The organism is Niallia sp. FSL M8-0099, assembly GCF_038006945.1.
GTDB lineage: Bacteria > Bacillota > Bacilli > Bacillales > Cytobacillaceae > Niallia > Niallia circulans.
On the sequence record NZ_JBBOWF010000002.1, the window covers coordinates 1,110,885 to 1,133,367 of the forward strand.

Annotated in this window: 20 protein-coding genes and 1 pseudogene; 6 read left to right on the forward strand and 15 right to left on the reverse strand. The window is 37.2% G+C overall.

Annotated features, from left to right (window positions below; translation table 11 throughout):
• Positions 1-6 precede the first annotated feature (6 nt).
• The 3 genes from NSQ92_RS20055 to NSQ92_RS20065 all read right to left on the reverse strand — a co-directional run bounded on the left by NSQ92_RS20055 (position 7) and on the right by NSQ92_RS20065 (position 2,642).
• Complete coding sequence (locus tag NSQ92_RS20055) at positions 7-630, reverse strand: sugar transferase (protein ID WP_373694331.1); 624 nt, start codon at positions 628-630, stop codon at positions 7-9.
• A 589-nt stretch (positions 631-1,219) separates the two neighbouring features.
• Positions 1,220-1,918 carry a CpsD/CapB family tyrosine-protein kinase gene (locus tag NSQ92_RS20060; RefSeq protein WP_341153153.1) on the reverse strand — a complete coding sequence of 233 codons (699 nt, stop codon included), beginning with the start codon at positions 1,916-1,918 and terminating at the stop codon, positions 1,220-1,222.
• On the reverse strand, positions 1,890-2,642 hold the full coding sequence (locus tag NSQ92_RS20065) for a YveK family protein (RefSeq protein WP_341153154.1): 753 nt from the start codon (positions 2,640-2,642) through the stop codon (positions 1,890-1,892). The genes NSQ92_RS20060 and NSQ92_RS20065 overlap by 29 nt, the downstream gene beginning before the upstream one ends.
• Before the next feature lie 538 nt (positions 2,643-3,180).
• On the opposite strand from NSQ92_RS20065, the gene NSQ92_RS20070 reads away from it, so the two are divergent.
• From NSQ92_RS20070 to NSQ92_RS20080, 3 genes are all read left to right on the forward strand, one after another.
• Entirely contained in the window at positions 3,181-4,455 is a 1,275-nt protein-coding gene (locus NSQ92_RS20070) for an IS110 family transposase (RefSeq protein ID WP_047945042.1), read from the forward strand.
• Positions 4,456-5,049: 594 nt separating this feature from the next.
• Positions 5,050-6,165, forward strand: a complete 1,116-nt coding sequence (locus NSQ92_RS20075; protein ID WP_341153155.1) for a mechanosensitive ion channel family protein — start codon at positions 5,050-5,052, stop codon at positions 6,163-6,165.
• A 495-nt stretch (positions 6,166-6,660) separates the two neighbouring features.
• Positions 6,661-6,846 (forward strand): hypothetical protein, encoded by a 186-nt coding sequence (locus NSQ92_RS20080; protein WP_341153156.1) that lies wholly within the window; start codon positions 6,661-6,663, stop codon positions 6,844-6,846.
• A 110-nt stretch (positions 6,847-6,956) separates the two neighbouring features.
• Here the strand turns inward: NSQ92_RS20080 and NSQ92_RS20085 are convergent, their stop codons facing one another.
• The 5 genes from NSQ92_RS20085 to NSQ92_RS20105 form a co-directional block, all read right to left on the reverse strand.
• A complete protein-coding gene (locus NSQ92_RS20085; RefSeq protein WP_341153157.1) occupies positions 6,957-7,559 on the reverse strand; it encodes a YesL family protein in 603 nt (200 codons plus the stop codon).
• 151 nt (positions 7,560-7,710) lie between these two features.
• A complete protein-coding gene (locus tag NSQ92_RS20090; protein WP_341153158.1) occupies positions 7,711-9,348 on the reverse strand; it encodes an extracellular solute-binding protein in 1,638 nt (545 codons plus the stop codon).
• A gap of 16 nt (positions 9,349-9,364) precedes the next feature.
• Positions 9,365-10,249, reverse strand: a complete 885-nt coding sequence (locus NSQ92_RS20095; protein WP_341153159.1) for a carbohydrate ABC transporter permease — start codon at positions 10,247-10,249, stop codon at positions 9,365-9,367.
• Between the two features lie 28 nt (positions 10,250-10,277).
• Positions 10,278-11,207, reverse strand: coding sequence for an ABC transporter permease (locus NSQ92_RS20100; RefSeq protein ID WP_341153303.1), 930 nt, complete (start codon positions 11,205-11,207; stop codon positions 10,278-10,280).
• A 94-nt stretch (positions 11,208-11,301) separates the two neighbouring features.
• Positions 11,302-12,603, reverse strand: coding sequence for an alpha-glucosidase/alpha-galactosidase (locus tag NSQ92_RS20105; RefSeq protein ID WP_341153160.1), 1,302 nt, complete (start codon positions 12,601-12,603; stop codon positions 11,302-11,304).
• Positions 12,604-12,766: 163 nt separating this feature from the next.
• Here NSQ92_RS20105 and NSQ92_RS20110 point away from each other — a divergent pair, with 163 nt between their 5' ends.
• A complete protein-coding gene (locus NSQ92_RS20110; protein ID WP_341153161.1) occupies positions 12,767-13,705 on the forward strand; it encodes an AraC family transcriptional regulator in 939 nt (312 codons plus the stop codon).
• Between the two features lie 356 nt (positions 13,706-14,061).
• On the opposite strand, the gene NSQ92_RS20115 is transcribed toward NSQ92_RS20110, so the two are convergent.
• The 4 genes and pseudogenes from NSQ92_RS20115 to NSQ92_RS20125 all read right to left on the reverse strand — a co-directional run bounded on the left by NSQ92_RS20115 (position 14,062) and on the right by NSQ92_RS20125 (position 15,584).
• Complete coding sequence (locus NSQ92_RS20115) at positions 14,062-14,631, reverse strand: DUF6434 domain-containing protein (protein ID WP_341153162.1); 570 nt, start codon at positions 14,629-14,631, stop codon at positions 14,062-14,064.
• A gap of 128 nt (positions 14,632-14,759) precedes the next feature.
• Positions 14,760-15,182: pseudogene (locus NSQ92_RS20120) on the reverse strand (HIT family protein).
• A gap of 151 nt (positions 15,183-15,333) precedes the next feature.
• Complete coding sequence (locus NSQ92_RS26870; RefSeq protein WP_445669274.1) at positions 15,334-15,498, reverse strand: DUF4304 domain-containing protein; 165 nt, start codon at positions 15,496-15,498, stop codon at positions 15,334-15,336.
• Complete coding sequence (locus NSQ92_RS20125; protein ID WP_341153163.1) at positions 15,456-15,584, reverse strand: hypothetical protein; 129 nt, start codon at positions 15,582-15,584, stop codon at positions 15,456-15,458. The genes NSQ92_RS26870 and NSQ92_RS20125 overlap by 43 nt, the downstream gene beginning before the upstream one ends.
• A 177-nt stretch (positions 15,585-15,761) precedes the next feature.
• Between NSQ92_RS20125 and norA the strand changes: the two genes are divergently transcribed.
• The gene (gene norA, locus NSQ92_RS20130; protein WP_341153164.1) at positions 15,762-16,925 is read left to right on the forward strand and encodes a multidrug efflux MFS transporter NorA; all 1,164 of its coding nucleotides are present in this window, start codon (positions 15,762-15,764) and stop codon (positions 16,923-16,925) included.
• Between the two features lie 20 nt (positions 16,926-16,945).
• On the forward strand, positions 16,946-17,794 hold the full coding sequence (locus tag NSQ92_RS20135; RefSeq protein WP_341153165.1) for a MerR family transcriptional regulator: 849 nt from the start codon (positions 16,946-16,948) through the stop codon (positions 17,792-17,794).
• A gap of 458 nt (positions 17,795-18,252) precedes the next feature.
• Here the strand turns inward: NSQ92_RS20135 and NSQ92_RS20140 are convergent, their stop codons facing one another.
• The 3 genes from NSQ92_RS20140 to NSQ92_RS20150 all read right to left on the reverse strand — a co-directional run bounded on the left by NSQ92_RS20140 (position 18,253) and on the right by NSQ92_RS20150 (position 22,425).
• On the reverse strand, positions 18,253-18,756 hold the full coding sequence (locus NSQ92_RS20140; protein ID WP_095258166.1) for a MarR family winged helix-turn-helix transcriptional regulator: 504 nt from the start codon (positions 18,754-18,756) through the stop codon (positions 18,253-18,255).
• Between the two features lie 77 nt (positions 18,757-18,833).
• Positions 18,834-20,675 carry an ABC transporter ATP-binding protein gene (locus NSQ92_RS20145; protein WP_412973476.1) on the reverse strand — a complete coding sequence of 614 codons (1,842 nt, stop codon included), beginning with the start codon at positions 20,673-20,675 and terminating at the stop codon, positions 18,834-18,836.
• A complete protein-coding gene (locus tag NSQ92_RS20150; RefSeq protein ID WP_341153166.1) occupies positions 20,668-22,425 on the reverse strand; it encodes an ABC transporter ATP-binding protein in 1,758 nt (585 codons plus the stop codon). Before NSQ92_RS20150 ends, NSQ92_RS20145 begins: the two co-directional genes overlap by 8 nt.
• Between the last annotated feature and the right edge of the window lie 58 nt (positions 22,426-22,483).

The following is a 22,483-nucleotide window of genomic DNA, read 5'->3' on the forward strand; positions in this document are numbered from 1 at the left end:
CTCCACTCAATACGCGTCCTTTGATCCAAATAGGACAAAAAATGTTTTAATGATTAACTTAAAATCAATAAATAGGTTTCTTTCTCTTATATATTTTAGATCTAGCTCTACCCATTCACTAAAACTAAGATTGCTTCTTCCACCAACTTGCCAATAGCAGGTGATGCCTGGAACTACCTTTAATCTTTGTCTTTCATATGATGAATAGGCAGCTACTTCTTGTGGAAGGGAAGGTCTTGGTCCTACTAAACTCATTTCTCCTTTTATAACATTTATTAACTGTGGAAGTTCATCGATACTAGTCTTGCGGATAAATTTGCCGACTCTTGTTACCCTTGGATCATCCTTTATTTTAAACACAGGACCAGTTGCTTCATTTTTATCCATTAACGAGGCTTTAAGGTCTTCTGCATTGGATACCATAGAACGGAACTTATACATCTCAAAGGGTTTACCGTCTTTTCCAATTCTCGTCTGTTTAAAAAAGACTGATCCCCGTTTGTCTTCGAGCTTTATTAAAAATCCAATAATGAAGAATAATACCGAAAGTATAAGCAGCCCTATGATGGCACAAAGAATGTCGAAGACTCTTTTGAAAAGAAGATAAGCTTTCTGCTCTTTGATCAGCACTTCTTCTGTCCTTGCATTTAATTCTCTTACTAATGATTTTTCTCCTAACGACAACTACTTTCACCAGCTTTCTTGTTAACTGCTAATTAATATGTTCGAGTTACAATAAATATTATTTATCTAGTAACAATGATAATAATATTTATTTCTCTTTTAAAAAAACTTAACGAAGAAAACGAACTGGTTTCCTTCGTTAAATTTTTTTAAAATGAGGCATTTAACCTCTCCTCACATCACACTTTTGCAGACTAGCGCTAAGGTAGAGCCTTCATCCTACCCACAGCATGACCGAGTGCCTCTATTGATATTGGTTAAGAGACATCACCAAAAAATTCATTTCAAAAAACAACATATTCTTAATAAAGAACGAATCATTAAAAATATATAACCTTAGAAAGGCCTATATTCTAAAAGATTATAAAAATTCAATTAAAAACACTATATTTATATTAAAATCAAGTCGTTCTTTTTGAAGAACATTTGAATAATCGTCATTATAACAATGTATCCAATAGAAGGAAATAGCATTTTTTGTCGAATGGGTTTATTTATAAAAAAATACTTAAGTGAAGCAGTTTGCTTTTCAGCTCTAGTTTATTCTCACTTTTTTACGCTGCCTTTTACTCACTCGCTCATCATTAAGCACTGCACCTAAAAAAATCGCTTTGGAATTCGAAAGCATATCCCTTGTAAATTCAACGGTTTCTATATTGTTTTTATTGCTTCGTACAACCATTAATACTCCGTCTGATATATTCGATAGTAATAAAGAATCAGCAACAGATACTAGTGATGGCGTATCAAATATAACCATATCGTATTGATGGGATACGTTGCTTACTAACATCTCCATTGCAGGTGAACCGAGCAGTTCTGATGGATTAGGAGGCACAGGTCCACTAGTTAGCAGGTCAAGATGGTCAATAGGTGTTTCTATTACACATTCTTCTAGCCTGTCCTTGTTTACAAGTATAGTGCTTAAACCAAATTCATTATTTTCTTCAAATGATGTGTGTAATGTTGGATGACGAAAATTGGAATCTACCAGAAGAACTCTTTTTCCTACCTCTGCAAAAGCAATTGCTAGATTAGCAGAAAAGGTAGACTTTCCTTCTGATTCTTCACCTGATACAATTGCTAAGGTTTTAATCTGATTTTCATTAATAGCTAACTGAATGCTAGCACGAATTGCATGGTATTGTTCTCTGATTGGCGATTTAGGTTTTAGATGAGATAACAGATTACTTACCCTCTCTAATTTAGATTTCCGTTTCGGTAGTGGTGACATTTAACGATCTCCTTTCTGCTTTTAAGGATTCCATAAGTGATTGAGGGATTCTGTCTTTTTCAGAGATGGCAGATAGCGTTCCAACTACTTTAATATTTAATTTTTCTAAATCTGATTTTGATCTTACGGTCGTATCTAAAAAGGCAAATAATAAGACTAACCCCACTCCCATAATGGCTCCTAAAGCAACCGCAATTCCTATATTAACAGTTATACTAGGGCTGATCGGCTTTTCATTTACTATTGCTTCATTCATTATTTGCACATTATTAACCTTCATTAAGGATGGCAGTTTTTCTAAAAAAGTAGTAATAGTAGTATTGGTAATTTTTGCAGCTCGTTCTGGGTTAGTGTCTGTAGTTGTTACATTTAAAACTTGTGTAGAATCTTGTTTCGCAACTTGGATTTGGCTACTTAATTGCTCTGCCGTTATTGGTAATTGGAGCTTTTCAACCACATCATTTAAGATGACTGGATTTCTGATAATGACAATATATGTATCGATTAAATCCATATTGGATCTTACATCCAGTTCACTGACATCAACGACTTTTTCAATATTCTTATTAACCAAAAGCTGTGAGCTGCTTTGATAGAGCGGCGTTATGTTATAATTAGTATATAAGCCGCTTACAATGCCAGCTCCAATGGATACCATCAATATAAGTAACATTCTTTTTTTCAAAACAGCAATAATCTCTTTAATCGACTTAATTCCTTCCAATAGAATACCTCCCAGATTATTCGTGCTTAATAAAATTACATCTTCTTAATTTTTGTTCTTTATAGAGAACTTATGTCTATTATACATCTTTTCATCCTATTTGCCATAGTAATTTTCAATGATTTATAATTTTTTTACTTAAATTAACATAACATCTAATTAGTAATAGAACATTACTTAAATGTAAGCACTTATATTATTCTAGATCTATTTTGTTTGATAAAAAACTAGATATAAAAAAGAAGTACTTTAAGCAGACTGTAGACAAACTCATGTATATTGGAAAAAGAAGTTTGAGTAAAAGTATATTTAATAAGCTCTTTGAATCAGGATGTTGCTTTCCGCTTCGGGGGTTCGCTTTCCGTGGGGCTCGCGCTGAGCCGCTTCGGCTTTCAGCCTGCAGGGTCTCAGGCTGTCTCGCTAATACCACAGGAGCATTCCTGTGGGATTAGTTTCTGTGGTATTGCACAAAAAAAGATCCTCCTTTATGATGCTTATATTGAGACCAATCAACACAGCGTCAGAAGGAGAATCTATTATGAATAATACCCGTAATCACCGTTTAAATCAAGTGTCTACTTCCACTTTAATCATTGGAATTGACATTGCTAAAAATACACACTATGCATGTGCGGTGGACGATCGAGGGGTTGAGTTAAGTACCTCTTTTTCTATCCACCAGTCTCATCATGGTTTTCATCAATTTTATCTCAAGCTTCAAAATCTAAAGGCAATTCATCAAAAGGATGATTTATTGATTGGATTCGAGCCTACTGGGCACTATTGGATGAATTTAGCTGCTTTTCTTACCCAAAATGATATTCGTTTTGTCATGGTCAATCCTCTACATGTGAATCGTTCCAAGGAGTTGGATGATAACTTACAAACGAAGAATGATAAGAAGGATGCGAGAGTCATTGCTAAACTAATAACCAATGGATACTTTAGTGATCCTCGTCAAATAGAAGGAATAGAAGCAGAGCTTAGAGAAGGTTCCTCTATTCGGTGGAATCTGAAAAAGGACATTTCGAAAGTGAAGAATCGTATCATTCGCTGGACGGATCGTTACTTTCCTGAATTTAAAGTAGCATTTAAAGATTTAGGGCTGAATGCATGTGCCATATTAAAACATACCCCTTTACCAGTAGACTTAATGGAAAAAGAAATCGAGGAGTTAGTCCTTTTATACTTGGAAAAGGAAAAACTAAAGTATCCAGCAAGACCTAAAATAGCACAACTAAAGAGAGTGGCGGTACAATCTATTGGATTAACAGAAGGCTCCAATATGGCTCGTATAGAAATTTACTCTTTAATTACTCAATACGAACTTCTGACAAAGCAATTAGAACAGGTAAATGAAAGTTTAAAGACACTAGCAGAGCAACAAGCGGAATATCATTATTTATTATCAATCCCTGGCATTGGGGAAACTACCGTTATAGATTTACTAGCAGAAGTGGGTTCTCTCAAGCATTATAAACATCCACGCCAACTTATTAAATTAGCGGGATTAACCTTACGAGAGAACTCTTCTGGAAAGATGATTGGACAAAAGCGAATCTCCAAAAGAGGGAGAAGAAAGCTGCGAGCCCTTCTCTATCGTGCTGTCTTGCCTTTGATTAGAAATAATGAAACCTTTTATGATTTATATCAGTATTATATCTCTAGAAAAGAAAACCCTTTGAAGAAGAAAGAAGCATTAGTCGTTCTATGTAATAAAATGTTAAAGATTTTTCATGGACTTTGTCAGCAAGAAGTACTGTTTGATAAGGAGCGAATGAGACAAGATCTCTCTATCCTCCAACCCAAATAAAAATCTATAAGACGGTTATATTCAAAAAGATGACAGGAAAGCTGGCTTTTAGAGAGACTTACGACTTAGAGTCCATACAGGAGCATGATGCCAGCCTCTGCCTTATGATGAGACCAAACGAAGGAATGTAAGCGCGCGACGCTAAGAGACATGGGAGGGTACGTCCTCATAAGAAGAGTAGAGATACCGGATGCATCTAATAGTGTATATTTGTCAATAAATCCCTATTGGCTCTAGCGTCGCGTCCACTTACTTACCAAATATTATAATTAATGGAATAGTTAGTTAAAATATGATTCAAAGAGTTTTCCTAAAAAAATATTGGACTAAAAAAATAACGCTGTAAACGTTGGTATATCAACTTTCCTCGAGGGAGTCTCACCCCCTCCACTCCAAGCAACGCATGAAATTACATTTCTACTTCTCCAATATCTTTTTGTCGACAAACTGATTAAAAGGAAATTTTTTAAGTTAACTCCCCTATGAATAGAGCTGAAAAATGTTTATCTCATATTACATTTTATTTACTGTTGATTGGATAGACTAGAGTACGGGTATTCCTATGCTATAATGATTGGCGAGGTGAATTTTTAGATGGGTAATTTGCAAGTATGGTCACAATCAGAGCGATTTATAGCTGCTTTTCAGCGGTTTAACTGGATCGATTTAGGTATCGCTTTGTTAATCTTTTTAGTTTTCTTAGGTTTTAGAAGGCTATTTACTAAGTACATTTATAAATTAATATTAGCACTGGTAAAAAAATTGCCTGTAGATATTGTTTCAAAAATTTTATTAGCCTACGAAAGGCCGCTACGCTGGTTCTGGGTTATACTTGGAACGTATTTGGCTTTAACTTACTTACCATTCCCAATTACAACCTTTAATTTTGTGCAGCAAGTCTATAAATCGTTTATTATTGGCTTACTTGGCTGGGGGATTTATAATTATTTTTCCGATCAATCAAACCCATTTGAACGAATGATTTCGCGAACAAAGTTAGACGCTGATAGTATGCTGATTCCATTCTTGGGAAGGGTTTTCCGCATGCTTGTCGTTATCTTAACCGCTGTGAGCATTCTGGATACTTGGCATATTCAAATTGGCGCCTTTGTTGCGGGTCTTGGGGTTGCTGGTCTTGCCTTCTCCTTGGCTGCACAGGATACTGTCGCTAACTTCTTTGGCGGAGTTGTCATTATTACCGAAAAGCCATTTTCAAAGGGAGATTGGATTCAGACTCCTTCTGTAGAAGGAACCGTTGAAGATATCTCCTTCCGCAGTACGCAAATTCGGACATTTGCGGATACGATTGTGACAGTGCCAAACTCTAAGCTTTCCAATGAAGCTATTACAAACTGGTCAAAGATGTCAAAACGACGGATTGACTATGAACTAGCTATTTCCTATCGTACACCAAATGAAAAGCTAAAAATGGCTTTAAAGGAAATTGAAGCTATGCTTCATGCACATCCAGGTGTTCATCCTGATACGATAATGGTACGATTTACTGATTTTCGTGACTATTCATTAGGGATCTTTGTCTACTTCTTCACGAAGACAACTGTTTGGGCTGAATACTTAGCGGTGAAAGAAGATACAAATTTACAAATACTTAGTATCTTAGAGAAACATGGAATTGAAATTGCCTTGCCTAGTCAGCAGATTTACTTACCCGAGAAAGAAGATGGGAAGAAATTGATGACTGGGGAATAATGTTGAAGGACAGCCTTAAGTGTATTTTGCACTTAAGGTTGTCCTTTTTTATATTACATATGATTGGGTTAACCATATGTATTTACCTCCTAGTTAAAATGCTACAAATAAAAGGATTATTCCACAAAAAGATGAGTTTTTTTATTACCCTCAAGAATAGGCGTCTATAAATACGAAGAGAAGGGGTAATAAAGTTCTATTTTTGAAAGAATTGATATAACAGGAAAGAATTGAGGGTAAAGTCCACTAACAAATATGAGGAGTGAATTCATTGGAAGAGAATTTTGTGGCAGGCTTTAGTATAGCATCCTTAATAAGCATTCCTTTATGGATATCGCTCATCGGTTGGTTAAAAATCTTATTATAAGAGATTTACTTAGTACTTAAATCTGTTTTTTTATGAGGATTATCAATGGAAGAACTTATTAGTGCACAAAAATAGCATAATCTTCCTTGGCTTTACAGATAATATCTTCTAACTGAAGGGGTGTCACAATGTTATGGAATAGTGCCAAGAAAATCATCTGGCTGTTATTTGCGAGCACGATTTTATCCAGTCTATTTAGTGCGGCAATGATTGTCATAAGCATGAAAATGTATAAGGATATATTATTTTTAAGAAGAAGATTAAGTAATACAGGTGACAATGGGATTAGATTTCAAAAGTATCGACAGCCATAGAAATTAAAATCTCTTTTACTTTTTATAAACCCCAAAAAAACGTCTAGAAAAGCATAGCTAACTTTTCAGACGTTTTTATGGCGATTCAATCCCATATTACTTAAAACCTCTCAAACTCCTCTCGCAAACGAAAAAGACGCTAAAAACATTAAAATATACGCTAGTAAACTCCCACCTATAAAAAACACTAGCCCTGGAATATATTGAAACAACAAATAGACGGCGATAATTCCGACTAGCATAGCCATTGTTTGGAGGGGTCGTGCAAAGGAGAGAATAATGGCGTGTTTGACATATTGAAATAGCGAAAAATTGTAATGGACATATACAGGAAAAATATATAATAAGACCACACAAAACCAAAACAGTAAGGATAAAAATATCAAGCTAATAATTCCATAACCAGGATTCACTTCTGTCTGAAAAAATCTCAAATCAAAATAGAGAAAGAACCCTATTAACGATAAGGCATAGCCTAATATATTGGCTCTTATAAAGTCCTCCTTATAATAACGCCAAAATGTCGCTATAATTGGCAGGTCTATCTCTCCCATAATCCATTTTCTCACAACTGAAAACAAGGCGATGGTTGCTGGGAATAAGCCGAATATCCCCACTCCAAGTATGATTCCGCCAATCCAAAGTGCATTTACATACATTAATTTTGCGACTATCTGACTCCCATGGTACACCCGAGCAAAAAGTCCATCCATCTTCTCCTCTCCCTTTTTGAGCGCTATGATCTGATTTCTTTCCTTCTCACAACATCTACAGAAAATCCCACACCTTAAGGAATAGTCGCTAAAGATAAATCCTTGAGCCAACTATTCCTATTAGGCTAGCTAATTTCAGCGCTTAACCATTTTAATTAGCTTGGTAACGGTCATGAGCTGCTTTTTCTACTTCTAAATATTGATCTTGCCCCATTTGTTTTACTTGCTCTACATATTGATCCCATTCGCTAAAGTCTTTATCTCCTGCAATGAATGCAGCTTCTGTTTCATTGATAAATGTTTCTAAATCAGTTCCTGCAGCTAGCTTGAATTTCAACTCATCATCCGTGTAATTAAAACCATTCCAGATTTCTTTTGGAGCATCTGGCTGTACTTTATCTCCAACAGCTACAGAGCTTGGTAAAGCTTCTGATCCACCAAAATACTTTTCTTGTACATACCCAGGATAGCTTCCTCCCATCCAAGTAACATACGGTGTTAGAGCTTGGTCAAAGGTTAATCCATCTGGGTTATTGGTAATTTTTTCCGTGAATTGAGGTTTCCCGTCGCCATTTTTTTCATACGTTTCTCCTTCCACTCCCATAAATTGCAATGTTGCCCCTTCTTCCCCGAAGAAATAATCAATCCAACGAATGGTCGCTTGCGGATTCTTATTTTTATCTGTTATCGCGAATGCTCCAACATGTACGAGAGGCGATTTCACATGACTGTATAACGTATCACCATGAGGTCCCTCTAAGCCGCCTAAACCAATGTAGTCTTTTTGATTAGTGAAGACTGTCTCTGGATTCGGAACGATCGCTGTTCCCAAAATTCCTTGCGAGCCTTTCGCATTCAATTTATTGTCATCCATCGTATAAATCTCTTCGTCGATCAGCCCTTCTTTATTCAATTTATGAATAAATTCGAGCACTTCTTTAAAACGGTCGTCTGTGCGGAAAAATCTTAATTCATTTGTTTCTGGATCCACATCGACAAATTTATGACCTAATCCTCTTGTGCCAACACCCCAAGAGCCTTTAATCGAGTCCATAATTTGGGCAATACTTGTCGCACTTAATGGAATCTCATCCTTTTTGCCATTTCCATTAAGATCTGTTTCTTTTACAGCCTTTAAATACTGATAAAATTCATCAATCGTTTTCGGCTCATCCATCCCTAATTTTTCTAACCATTCTCCTTTTATCCAAATTGGTTTACCAATAAGCATCGGCAAAAATTCCGGGCTATAGTAAGAAGGGAGTGAATAAATATTTCCGTCCGGCATCGTTAAACCTTTCTTTATATCTGGATGCTTCTCCATGGCAGCCTTAATATTTGGTGCATATTCTTCAATCAAGTCATTTAGCGGAATAAAGATTCCTTGTTTGCCGTATTTATAGAGATCTGCTGATGGAATCCGCGAAGAATAGAAGACATCTGGATACTCTCCACTTGCGAGAGCGAGGTTTCGCTTCTCTGTTAGCGTTGCAAAAGGCACCTCATTAAAGGTCACATTGATGCCAGACTTTTCCTGATATGTTTTAAACACCAATGTTTCTTCATAATCATCAAGATTCGGTTCATATTTCCCTGTGAAAAATGTTAAATCAATCGGTTCTTTGACAATAGGAAATCCTTCTTTATTCACATTGTCAACGGACTCTGTCGTCACCTTATTCTCCTTTTTATCAGAAGATGCGCTCTTTTGGCACCCTGCTAGCAAGGAAGCACTGATTACTAAAGCTGTTGTCACCGTAATAAATTTCCGTCTTTTGAACTTAACCATTTTTTCTCCTCCTCATTTATCCCTTTATTGAACCAATCATGACACCTTTCACAAAATACTTTTGAAGAAATGGATAAAGCACTAACATAGGCAAACTTGCTACAATAACTACTGCGTATTTAAGTCCTTCAATTTGCATTAAATGCTCTGAAATGGCATTGTCACTTGCACTCGACATGCCAGACATATCCTCTTGAATCAGCATTTGTCTTAAATAAAGCTGCAATGGAAATTTGCTTTCATCATTTAAATAAATAAGGGAATCAAAGTAGGCATTCCAGTGCCCCACTCCATAAAACAAAGTCATTACGGCGATAATGGGCATCGATAACGGCATCACAATCTTCAGCAGAAAGGATATATTTCCACATCCATCAATGGATGCTGCCTCATGCAGTTCATTTGGGATACTTTGAAAAAATGTCCTCATGATAATCACGTTATAAACCGAAACGGCACCAGGTAAAACAATTGCCCAAATTGTATCCAGCATTCCTAAATCCTTCACTAATAAGTACGTAGGAATCATGCCCCCGCTGAAAAACATTGTAATCATAATAAAAACAGTAATAATATTTCGTCCGTAAAAATCTTTCCGTGATAAAGGGTAAGCAATCATAACGGAGAACAACAAATTAATAAATGTTCCAAATACTGTGTAGATAATGGTATTTCGATAGCCGATTAAGATTTTTTCATTTTGAAATACCTTCACATACAAATCTACTGTCAGCTCTTTCGGGAATAGCCAAATATCCCCTAAAACCGTACGTGCTGGATTACTAAATGATGCACTTAACACATAAATTAATGGATAAATCATCAGACAGGCAATTATTGCTAAAAGGGTATAATTTATCACCACAAACACTTTGTCTCGAACACTTTCTCTTTTTAACATGAAGGATTCTCCCTCCCAAACACTGTACTTACCATAAGCTGACCTTGTTTACCTTCCTAGCCGTATAATTCACCAGTAATAAAATAATCAAATTAACAAAGGATTCAAACAAACCTATTGCCGTAGAGTAGCTATAATCAGCTCCCAATATACCTGTCCGATAAATATGGGTGGAGATTACATCTGATGCACTCATATTTAAAGAGTTCTGCATTAAAAAGACCTTTTCAAATCCTACACCAAGAATGCTACCGCATTGTAAAATCAACATAATGATGATAGTTGGCTTAATGCTAGGAAGATTGATATACCATATCCGCTGCAATCTGCTTGCTCCATCTATTTTGGCGGCTTCATGTAATTGTGGATCAATCGCTGACAGGGCTGCCAAATAAATGATGGAACTCCACCCCATATTCTGCCAAACTCCGGAAAATACAAAGATTGTTTTAAACCATGCAGGTTCTGCCATAAAGTAAATTGGCTCTCCGCCTAAAATGACGATTAGTTGGTTGATAATGCCTGTTTGTGGAGATAAGAGTAAATAAAGAATTCCCACCACTACCACGACAGACAAAAAATGGGGCGCGTATGTAATTGTCTGTATAAAAGATTTAAAGTACTTATTCTTTACTTCATTAATCATGAGGGCAAGAATAATCGGAATTGGAAACCCTACAGCTAATTCATATAAACCAATTAATAGCGTGTTCGAGAGTAATCGTTCAAAATAAAAACTCTGAAAGAAACGCTCAAAGTGTTCTAATCCAACCCATGGACTATTAAAAATACCATCGACTGCAATAAAATCCTTAAACGCAATTTGCAAACCATACATTGGGACGTATTTAAAAATAATAAAGTAAGCAATGATCGGGAATACCAATAAATAAAGATCCCAATTTTTTCTTATCTTCCTTAATGTTTTCTTTTTCTCGCTTTTCCTTTCTATCTTCATCTGTGCTGCTTTTTCTAAAGCGGACGAGCTATCCACACCCCTCACCTACCTTCCATCTTTCAGCTTGATTAAGCGCATTATGTAAACAGCTATTTTAAGAATAAGCAGGTAGCCAATCACCATGTGCTTCGATTAATTCATCACATAATTGCACGATTTCATCAATGGACAGTTCAGAAGCTGTATGGGGATCTAGCAATGCCGCCTGGTAGATATACTCTTTCTTTTTCGTGATGGCAGCTTCGATTGTTAGTAGCTGTGTATTAATATTTGTGCGATTTAGTGCAGCTAATTGCTCTGGCAGATCTCCTACATAGGTCGGGATAATCCCGCTCGCATCCACCAAACAAGGAACCTCCACACATGCCTTTTCTGGTAAGTTACTAATCAATCTACCTGTATTCAGCACATTTCCGCCTATTTTAATAGGTTTGTCTGTTTCCATTGCTTCGATGATGTAGGAACCATATTCATGGGTGCGTTTATGAGTTACATGTTTATTTCCAACTAACTCCGCTTTTCGTTTTTCCCATCCTTCTATTTGTTTTTCACAGCGGCGTAAATACTCATCTAGCGGGATATGGTAATAGTCTATTAGTTCAGGATAATTCTTCTTGATAAAGTATGGATGATATTCGGCGTTATGTTCTGATGACTCGGTAACGTAATAGCCAAATCGTTCCATCAATTCAAAACGCACCTTATCCGAATGAAGGACCTTCTGCTTCTCCCTTGCCCTTTCTTTAATTTCTGGGTATAGATCTTTGCCGTGCTGCGTTATTTCAAGCAACCAAGCCATATGATTTATCCCCGCAATCTTCCATAGGACATTCTCCTTAGGCATTCCCAAAGCATCTAATAAGCGATCGGCACATACCTGCACACTATGACATAGTCCAACTGTTTTAATAGCAGTGTTCCTTAACATTGCCCCTGTTAACGCAGCCATAGGATTCGTATAGTTCAACAACCATGCGTCAGGGCATACCACCTCCATATCTTTTGCAAAATCAAACATCACTGGTATGGTTCTTAAGCTCCGAAAGATGCCTCCTATTCCAACCGTATCTCCAATCGTTTGCCGCAGTCCATATTTCTTCGGGATATCAAAATCAATAACTGTGCATGGACGATATCCCCCTACTTGAATGGCATTAATAACATACTTAGCTCCTCTTAAAGCTTCTTTTCTATCTGTGTATAAATGTATAACTATATTTGCATCTAAATTTTCCTTTAATTGATGCAACATCATAAATGAGTCATTCAATCTTTCTAAATCAATATCATAGAGTGCAAACTCAAATCCCTGCAATGCTTCTACCTGCATACAATCCCCTAGGAGATTTTTGGCGAATATCGTACTCCCTGCTCCTAAAAAAGTGATTTTCGACATATCTTCCTCCTTATCTCGTTACTGCTAAAGGGAAATAGTACAAATCTTGCTATACAAAAAATTTACAAATTATCCACTTTTCAGACAACATTCCCTTGTTATACTCATCTTAAAATGCGACAGAAAGACTTACAATGGTAAGATATTTTGAAAGGGTGGTAAAATGTTGCTGTCAAATAATCCATTAACTACTTATCGCACTTACTTTTTTCGATTTCCTGAAAAGCAACAACAACGAATAGCAGGTATTTATACGTTAGGATGGGAGAAAAGGAATAGTGCCTCCTATTATTGGGATGGGCTTAAACGGTCAGAGAAGGGGAAGATTATTTTTCAATATACCTTGCAAGGAGAAGGAGAAATTATCATCCATGATCAAAAAATACGCTTAAAGCCTGGATATGCTTTTTTTGTCAATATTCCAAGTGATCATACCTATTATCTTCCAAAGGATAGTCAGGAGTGGGAGTTTATTCATATCACGTTATATGGGGAAGAAGTGTGGAGAAGTTATCATGAAATAGTGAAAGAGCATGGGAATATTCTTCGTTTAAACGATAACGCCTATCCGAATCAGCTTATCTTTAAACTATTTGATAAAGCTGTTCATGAAGAAATAAAAGATGCCTTTGAATCTTCTTCCCTTGCCTATACATTCATGATGGAGCTTAAACGCTATCTTATGCATGCTAACCATTCTAATAAGGACATACCAGAATCCATATCCAATGCCGTGCGCTACATTCAACATAATTATGCAAATCCAATCATTTTAGATGACATTGTCGAAGCCTCTGGACTTAGTAAATATCACTTTTCTAGACTTTTTCAGTCCATTATGCAAATCACCCCTATGAATTTCCTAACAAGAATCCGGTTAAATAAAGCCATCGAATTAATGAAACAACAGGACTTAACCATTGAAGAAATTGCCTTACGAGTCGGTTACTCAAACGGAAACTATTTCACAAAAGTTTTCCGCTCCATCGTCGGCGTATCTCCTGGAAAGTATCGAAACAGCGAGAATTTCGTGCCCTTTGATGAAATTATTGGACCAAGTTCTCCTTTTGCTTATAAGGAGGATTCTAAGACTCTATGCTGAACAAACCAATGCTACGTAGTTAGCATGTTGTCCTTATTATTGGCGGAGGGATAATGAAGAAGTGCTGATTCTATTCCACTCCAAGGTATCGTTTAAAGTGACGATGCCTACTTTCACGGCTCTATGATGGGGTTGAAAATGCCATTGAAAAGCGGAGAAAAGAAAGATCTCTACACTTAAAATAGCAGCTATCGTGGTACAAGACCGAAATGCTAATAAGATCGATCAGAAAACAGGAACAAAGTATGGAGAAGGCAGAAGACTAGTTCTATTGACTGGAAATAGTCAAACAAATGCTTGTTTCTGCCTGTCAAAAATCAAATCACACCACAGTAGAAATGTTAAGATATGCTTGGCTAATTATTAGACGTATATTTATTGCTCCCAGGAAGTTTTTTGATATTATTCCATGCTTCAATTGCTTCCTCACGACTCTTCTCTTGATTATTAATGTCGGCAAAAAAATCACGAATAAATTGATTGTATTCAAATTGAGGAGCGATTATTTTCTTGTACGATGGGTCCTTCTTTCGTTCTTCTTCTTTATACCAAGCATCTACTGCATCCCGATATGTTTTTCCAATGTTGTTTTTAAAATAGTTTTGGATATAGGTAGAAAAGTGAAAATTTGGAATAACTGTCTTGAAGAAGGCTCTTACATTTTGACTACAACGATGATTTTCCGAAATAATTGTATCAAGACTTAAATCGGCCTGTATCTCCGACTTATAATTTATCTTTGACTTTCTAATTGGCTTCTTTATTTCACCTGTTCGAAGAAATGTTTCAATTCTATCTGAAATCTCTATTTTTGATCCCGAAGCACTTATTCCATTTTCCCTGCAAAAAGATTGTAATTCTTCTTTTAACCAATAAAAATCTTTAAAACTATCTATCCTAATATCTTTCGTAAGATTTGGTCTCATATTTATACCTCCCTATCCACATTATAGAACACTTGTTCCTGTTAATCAAAATTAATCTTAATCAAAAGCAACTAAATTTATTAAAACAACCTAAAGAAAAAGGATTCTTCCTTACCAAACATCCATTTTTATAATTCATTTATGTTTCCCACCATCTTCTCTTGTGTTTCCTTTAACTGTTCTGGTGTTCCAATACTTGCCGGATCGTAATCAGAATAAAAAGTTGAAAATGACTGACCCTTATATCGTGGCACAATATGCATATGATAATGAGTAAGCTCATTAAAGACTCCCCCATTTTGGCATATTGTTATTCCATCTGGATGATATAATTCTTTTATAACTTTTGAAAGAAGGATGGATGCTTCCATTATTGACTTGGACGTTGATTCATCTAGCTCCTCTACATCATAAAAATGCTTCTTTGGCAGGATTAACGTATGCCCTTCATTAAATGGGCTATGATCCAAAAATCAACATACATACTCATCCTCATATACAACGTATACTGGTTCATTTTTATTCGCTAATTTACAGCCTATACAGTCCATTACATTCTCCTATTCTATCTTTCTATGTAATAAGTGCTTTACTTCTGAAGCAACTTGTTCATAATCTTTTTCATCTATGGCGGTTTCGTAATGAAAACATTGTTTGCTAGCATCATTTAAGTCTTCATTCAGCCGATAACGTTCATTTACATCATGTGCCGTTACCTTTTTCTGGTGAAATATGTTCTCCCCAGCTCGTTGTTATACCCTCTGCCGGACAAAAGGCTAATTCCACAACAAATGATCCTCCATAACGATTAAATTGGAATGTAATTAAATCAATATAATTTTCCTTTCGTCTTCTAAATGATGGAATGCCCCCTTAAAAGCATGATCTCTTAAGTAGGAAACAACGTTAGTCTTTAAAGAATTAATCATAGCTAAACGATTATTTGTACTCATGTTGAATACCTCCTAATTTTTCACACTTCTATTCATAGATTAATCATTGGGATTATCCCTGTAAATAGTGTAAAAATTATTATTACTCTGACAGAAAATAGCAGACCCCATTGACTCTACCCTTAGAGGAGAGTTTACACTTAATCTTTGTAGATACTTTTTAAGGAGACGAACATTATGCTTAGACAGAATATTACTCTTTCTATCTTACTTATAAATTTATTCATTGCATTTCTCGGTATTGGTCTTGTTATTCCTGTAACTCCAACGATTATGAATGAGCTTCATCTTTCAGGAGCGATTGTTGGTTACATGGTGGCAGCTTTTGCGATTGCCCAGCTTGTTGTTTCTCCTATAGCTGGTCGCTGGGCCGATCAATTTGGCAGAAAGCGCATGATTGTCATTGGGCTACTTATCTTTGGGGCGTCTGAATTATTATTCGGAATCGGTAAAACAGTCAGCATTCTTTTTCTTTCACGTGTTCTTGGCGGGATTAGCGCGGCGTTTATTATGCCCGCCGTTACAGCCTTTATTGCCGATATTACTACAATGGAAGCTAGACCGAAAGCACTTGGCTATATGTCTGCTGCTATTTCCACTGGATTTATCATTGGCCCAGGAATTGGCGGATTTTTAGCAGAAATTGGGACGCGTATGCCTTTTTATTTTGCAGGAATCTTAGGTTTTACTGCTGCCATTCTTTCCTTTTTCGCATTAAGGGAGCCTGAGCGCCGAACAGAGGATAGTCAAGATAATGCAGAGAAGGTGGGCTGGCAGCGAATATTCGTGCCTATCTATTTTATTTCTTTTCTCATTATCTTTATTTCATCCTTTGGATTATCTTCCTTTGAATCACTATTTTCGCTTTTCGTCGATCATAAGTTTGGATTTACGCCAAAGGATATTGCAATTATCATTACAGGTGGGGCGACAGTTGGAGTCATTGCGCAAGTAGCCTTATTTGAAAAACTGACAAAGTGGATGGGAGAAATTCTGTTAATTCGTTACAGCCTCCTTTTTTCCACTATATTAGTCTTGCTTTTAACAATTGTGCATTCGTACTCTCTCATTCTCCTGGTTACGATTATTGTTTTCGTTGGCTTTGATTTAATGCGGCCAGCTGTGACAACTTATCTTTCGAGAATCGCTGGAGACGAACAAGGCTTTGTCGGCGGGATGAATTCCATGTTCACAAGTATTGGCAATGTATTTGGCCCGATTATTGGAGGAATATTATTCGATATCGATTTAAATTATCCTTTCTACTTCGCAGCTGTCTTTTTAGCGATCGGTATCGCCTTGACTCTTATTTGGAGACAAAAATCCTTAGCTAAATCTTAGAGTGGATGGAGTTGATTAAGATGGAAGAAAAACTTTACTCCATTGGAGAAGTCGCGAAAGTAGCGAATATTACCATTAAAGCACTTCGCCATTATGATAAAATCGGCTTATTTAAGCCTGCTTATGTCGATCCCCAAACCAATTATCGTTATTATCGGGATTCTCAATTATATCGTCTGGATATTATTAAATCGCTTATTTCGATTGGCACCCCCCTTGGGCAGATTAAAGAAATCCAAGAAACAGATAACTTGGATTTCGTCGCTTTTTTGAAAAAACAAGAAGAATTAATATCCGAAAAAATCGCTTCTTTACTGGAGACACAACAGTCCATTCGTGAGCTCCGCGAAGAATTGCAAAGGCAAGAATATCCGTTTGGGGAAATCGTCCTAATGGAAAAGGAAGAACAGGCCATTATCCAAACAAGCGTCAAAAATATTGGGCCACAGAACATTCTTATTCCTTCCTATAGCAACCTAAAGAAAGCAACAAAAGAAGAGTTTCACAACAATGGCTATGGCTCGATTATTCCGTTTCAACAATATGAAAAGGTGGAAGATATCACTTACAGCTACCTTTACACACCAGTCCCTTTACGAAAACAGCTATCCAGCCTTTCCAGTGAAGCAGAGCGAGCGGTTATTGTTAAGGGGACTTATGTGTGTATCAAATTAAAATCCTCTATATCTGCAGAGTACTTTCAAACCTTGCAAAAGCTCCTTCACTATGTACAGGAACAAAAGTTAACCGTGACCAGTGACATTTACGAGACATTCTCGGTGGGGCTTTATCATAAGAAAGAAGAGTATATTAGTGAATTTAGCGTGCGGGTTGCGGAGGATAAGAGCGGGAAAAATGGGAGAGGATAACTTTTTTGAGGCTGTTAGCTTAAGGAATTATGGCACTTAGCAGCCTGCTCTGTTACCGAATATATGAGTAGCAGTAACAAAAGGGAACGGAGAGACTTCCTATGTTACCTTTTGCTAAGGATACCTGGGGAAATGGGATTAGAGAGCTGTTCTCTGTTACTGGAAACATTGGATGCTGGCGATAAGGGGCGCTGACAACCTTTCTCTGTTACCATTAGCTAGGAGAACTTTCGTCTAAGGGCTTAGAGAAGCTCTCTCTGTTACCGAAATCATAGAATGTTAGCGATTTTGGGCAATGACAACCTCTCTCTTTTACCTAATGCTATGAGAACTTTCGTCCAATAGCTCAGAGAACTTCTCTCTGTTACAGGAAGCATCCTCTTTTTCAATAGATACAAGCTTTTAAGTCGCAAAAATACATTCCATGCAAAAAAGTCAGGTCCCCGACCCGACTTTTTTTATTTGCATTTCTTTTCCTTTGGCAAAAATAATACTTCGAAATCTTCTAAATCATCGATACCGTCTGCTTCCATTTTCTTACCGACAGCGGCTACCAATAATCTCAATCCTTCTTCAACTTTTGCTTGCTCACTCGGCTGTAAATAGTCTAAGATTGCTCCCATTATTTGTTGATTGGGCTTTGGGGACGCTTCTTCGATTAGTTTTACCATTCTTTCTGTTAACATAATCTGAACGGATCGTTTGTCATTCGGATTCGGTTTCTTTATCAGAATGCCCTTTTCTGTCAGTCGTTCTACAATATCCGAAACGGTGCTTTGTGTGATACGCAGATTTTGGGTAAGCTCCTTCACACTTATTTTTTTATGAAGGAAAACTTCTAGGATGACACGCGCTTGAGGAGCAGTTAGTCCATGCTCTTCTGCGTGCCTTTGGAGGCTCTTCATAATAAATCGATTCAAAAAATCAATCGATTCCCAAATGTATGTCGGCCTATCTAACATTTTTTACCTCCTTTCTATAAGAAGCTGGAAGAAAAACTCGCAACATTCTAGCGAGTTTTTCTATGAAAATCTTTTTATTACGATGCTTCTTCAAACTGGCTATTATAAAGCTCAGCGTAAAATCCATTTTTCGCGATTAATTCTTTATGTGTTCCGGCTTCAATAATATCGCCGTCTTTCATGACAAGTATTAAATCGGCATTTTTAATTGTAGAAAGTCTATGGGCGATCACAAAGGAAGTTTTTCCTTCTGTCAGCTTATCCATTGCTGTTTGGATCAGTAATTCCGTACGGGTATCCACGGAGCTAGTCGCTTCATCTAGGATAAGTAATGGCGCCATTTTTACCATGGCACGTGCGATGGTGATAAGCTGTTTTTGACCTGCTGATAAACTTGTTTTGTCATCCAAGATAGTATCATAGCCGTTTGGCAATGTTTTGATAAAATGATGCAAGCCAACTGCTTTGCAGGCAGCTTCTACTTCTTCATCCGATACTCCTTCTCTTGAATAGACGATATTGTCGCGGATAGAACCTTCAAATATCCATGTATCTTGCAGCACCATACAGAAAAGATCATGCAGGGCCTCTCTTGTCATTTGGTTGGTTGGAATCCCGTCAATCGTTATCTCGCCGCCATTTATTTCATAGAAGCGCATGAGCAAATTAATTAATGTTGTTTTTCCAGCGCCAGTCGGGCCTACGATTGCGACCTTCTGACCAGCGGCTACTTGTACGGAAAAGTCTTCAATAATCGTTTTTTCTTCGCTGTAGCCAAAACGGACATGCTTAAATTCCACATCGCCTTTGATATTTGCCAATTTTGCTGTTTTCTCCTCTTCTGCTGCTAGTTCTTCCTCGGACAAGAACTCAAAAACACGCCCACTTGCTGCTGCTGTGGACTGCAGATTTGTTGCTGCTTGCGCAATTTGTTGCAGCGGCTGTGTGAATAAGCGAATATACAGCATAAAGGCAACAATAACACCAAATGAAATATGGCCATTTACGGCAAGAGCCGCCCCGACAATACATACAACCACATAACCAAAGTTTCCAATAAACATCATTAACGGCATCATCAGCCCTGACATAAATTGCGATTTCCACGCACTCTCATATAGTCGTGTGTTAATAGCAAAAAAATCGTCCTTCGCCTGCTGTTCAGCATTGTAAGCTTTCACGACATTATGGCCAGAATAGATTTCTTCAATATGACCATTTAGTTTTCCAAGCTCTTGCTGCTGTTGAGCAAAGTATTTCTGTGATTTCGAAATAATAAAGAACATAAACGCAAAACCAATAAAGGTGGAAAGAATCGCTGCAATCGCCATAATCCAGTTTGTATAGAACATCATGATTAAGGAACCGACGAACATAGTAATAGCCGTAATTAAGCTACTAATACTTTGGTTCATCGTCTGTCCAACCATATCGACATCATTTGTAACCCGGCTAAGGACATCACCTGTTGTTGTATTATCAAAATACTTTAAAGGCAGACGATTAATTTTTACCGAAATGTCTCTTCTTAATTGTTTTGAAATTCTCTGGGTGACAGTTGCCATAATATAGCCTTGCACATAGTTAAAAATAAAGCCTAAACCGTATAGGAAAACCAGCAGAATCGCTACATCATATACAGCGTCTAGATCAATTTCTCCCATCAGTCCTGCTGTAATATAATCCGTCATTTTGCTTAGCTGATCGGGACCGATAATGCTAAAGATTGCCGCTGTCATCGCAAGAATTAAAGCAAAGATGATAATCGGAAAATAAGCTTTACAGTAAATGACCAGCTGCTTTAAACTGGAAAAATTCATCCCTTTTGCACGCGGAGGAATCGATTTTGCTGGTTGGTTCCCCAACTCCTCATTTTGGGTTGGATTTTTCGCTTCTTTTACTTCGTTTTTCTTAGCCAATTTCGAGTTCCTCCTTTGATAATTGTGATAAGGCAATTTCTTGATAAACATCGCAAGTTACCATCAACTCGTCATGCGTACCCATTCCAACCACTTCGCCTTTATCTAATACCAGAATGCGGTCAGCATCCTTAATTGTTCCAATTCGCTGTGCCACAATAATATTAGTGGCATCATTGATCTCTTCTTTCAGTTTAGAGCGGAGGACACGATCTGTTTTATAGTCCAACGCGGAAAAAGAATCATCAAATAAATAGACTTCTGGATCTTTATAAATGGCACGAGCAATCGATAATCTTTGTTTCTGTCCACCAGAAAGATTGGTTCCACCTTGTGAAATCGCGGCCTCATATTGCTGATCCATTTTTTCAATAAAGTCTTTTCCTTGCGCAATTTCCACTGCTCGTTGGATATTTGTCTGTTCCACTGAATCCTTATCTTCCTCTCCAAACATAATGTTGGAAGACACAGAGCCACTGAACATAACTGCTTTTTGCGATACATATCCAATTTTTTCTCGTAATGCTTCTAGCTTATAATCCTTCACATTAAGACCATCTACCAAAATTTCGCCCTCGGTTGCTTCCATAAAGCGAGGTATCAAGTTCAACAGAGTACTTTTTCCGCTCCCAGTTGAACCAATAATCGCGACTGTCTCTCCTTTGGAAGCAGTAAAGCTAATATTTCGGAGGATATAATCACTCGCACCAGGGTATTTAAAGCTGACATCGCGAAATTCAATCTCTCCTACCTTGTCTCCATCTGTTTTCGAACCACCCTTAATTTTCACATCGGTATTCAGCACTTCGTTTATTCTCTTAATCGAAACTGCCGCACGAGGAAGAAGAACAAACGTAATGGAAACCATCATAAACGCCATAATGATTTGCATCGCATAGGAAGAAAAGACAACCATGTCTGAGAATATCGGCAAGCGGTCTGCCATTGCCGCATTATTGATTAACACTGCTCCAATCCAATAGATGGCAAGCGTCATCCCCGACATTATCAGGGAAATCGTCGGCATCATCAGGGCCATGATTCGAGAAGTGAATAAATTTGTATCCGTTAATTCCTTATTTGCTTTCTCAAATTTTTCCTCATGATAGTTTGCTGCATTATAAGCATGAACAACCCGGATTCCGTTTAAATGCTCTCTTGTTACCATGTTAAGATTATCCGTTAACTTCTGGATAACTTTGAATTTTGGAAGAGCAACTAACACAATCGTAGCAATCAGCACTAATAACACCGCAATCGCCACGCCTGTAGCAGCGGTCCATTCCCAGCTTTTCCCGGTAATTTTTAAAATTCCCCACACGGCAATGATTGGTGCTTTAATAACAATTTGTAAGCTTAATATAATCAGCATTTGAACTTGCATAATATCATTTGTCGAACGAGTTATTAAGCTAGCTGTTGAAAAACCAGACAGCTCTTCCATCGAAAAAGATAATGTCTTATCAAAAACCTTTTTGCGCAGACGATTCGAAAAGCCTGCGGCCACTTTCGCAGCAAAGAAAACCGTGATAATCGAAGCAACCATACTTCCGATTGCACAAAGCATCATAAATTCGCCTTGAGCTAAAACGTCGCTTAACTCACTTCCCTCTGTCTGCACTAGTCTTGTGATTTCAGACATATAATCCGGCAGCTTTAAATCAAGCCATACTTGTAAAATAATAAAGACTAATGCACATGAAATGAACATCCAGTCCTTTTTTTGAAAGTTTTTAAAAATATTTATCATGAATCCATTCCTCCCCCTGCAGCCATACATCAATCTCACCAAATACATCGTATCCGAT

Excerpts from the sequence above, each read along its gene's own strand:
- NSQ92_RS20060 (WP_341153153.1), bottom strand. The coding sequence starts at position 1,918 with ATGTCACCACTACCGAAACGGAAATCTAAATTAGAGAGGGTAAGTAAT.
- NSQ92_RS20070 (WP_047945042.1), top strand. The coding sequence starts at position 3,181 with ATGAATAATACCCGTAATCACCGTTTAAATCAAGTGTCTACTTCCACT.
- NSQ92_RS20075 (WP_341153155.1), top strand. The coding sequence starts at position 5,050 with ATGGGTAATTTGCAAGTATGGTCACAATCAGAGCGATTTATAGCTGCT.
- NSQ92_RS20080 (WP_341153156.1), top strand. The coding sequence starts at position 6,661 with ATGTTATGGAATAGTGCCAAGAAAATCATCTGGCTGTTATTTGCGAGC.
- NSQ92_RS20085 (WP_341153157.1), bottom strand. The coding sequence starts at position 7,559 with ATGGATGGACTTTTTGCTCGGGTGTACCATGGGAGTCAGATAGTCGCA.
- NSQ92_RS20090 (WP_341153158.1), bottom strand. The coding sequence starts at position 9,348 with ATGGTTAAGTTCAAAAGACGGAAATTTATTACGGTGACAACAGCTTTA.
- NSQ92_RS20095 (WP_341153159.1), bottom strand. The coding sequence starts at position 10,249 with ATGTTAAAAAGAGAAAGTGTTCGAGACAAAGTGTTTGTGGTGATAAAT.
- NSQ92_RS20100 (WP_341153303.1), bottom strand. The coding sequence starts at position 11,207 with ATGAAGATAGAAAGGAAAAGCGAGAAAAAGAAAACATTAAGGAAGATA.
- NSQ92_RS20105 (WP_341153160.1), bottom strand. The coding sequence starts at position 12,603 with ATGTCGAAAATCACTTTTTTAGGAGCAGGGAGTACGATATTCGCCAAA.
- NSQ92_RS20110 (WP_341153161.1), top strand. The coding sequence starts at position 12,767 with ATGTTGCTGTCAAATAATCCATTAACTACTTATCGCACTTACTTTTTT.
- NSQ92_RS20115 (WP_341153162.1), bottom strand. The coding sequence starts at position 14,631 with ATGAGACCAAATCTTACGAAAGATATTAGGATAGATAGTTTTAAAGAT.
- NSQ92_RS20125 (WP_341153163.1), bottom strand. The coding sequence starts at position 15,584 with ATGAGTACAAATAATCGTTTAGCTATGATTAATTCTTTAAAGACTAAC.
- norA (WP_341153164.1), top strand. The coding sequence starts at position 15,762 with ATGCTTAGACAGAATATTACTCTTTCTATCTTACTTATAAATTTATTC.
- NSQ92_RS20135 (WP_341153165.1), top strand. The coding sequence starts at position 16,946 with ATGGAAGAAAAACTTTACTCCATTGGAGAAGTCGCGAAAGTAGCGAAT.
- NSQ92_RS20140 (WP_095258166.1), bottom strand. The coding sequence starts at position 18,756 with ATGTTAGATAGGCCGACATACATTTGGGAATCGATTGATTTTTTGAAT.
- NSQ92_RS20150 (WP_341153166.1), bottom strand. The coding sequence starts at position 22,425 with ATGATAAATATTTTTAAAAACTTTCAAAAAAAGGACTGGATGTTCATT.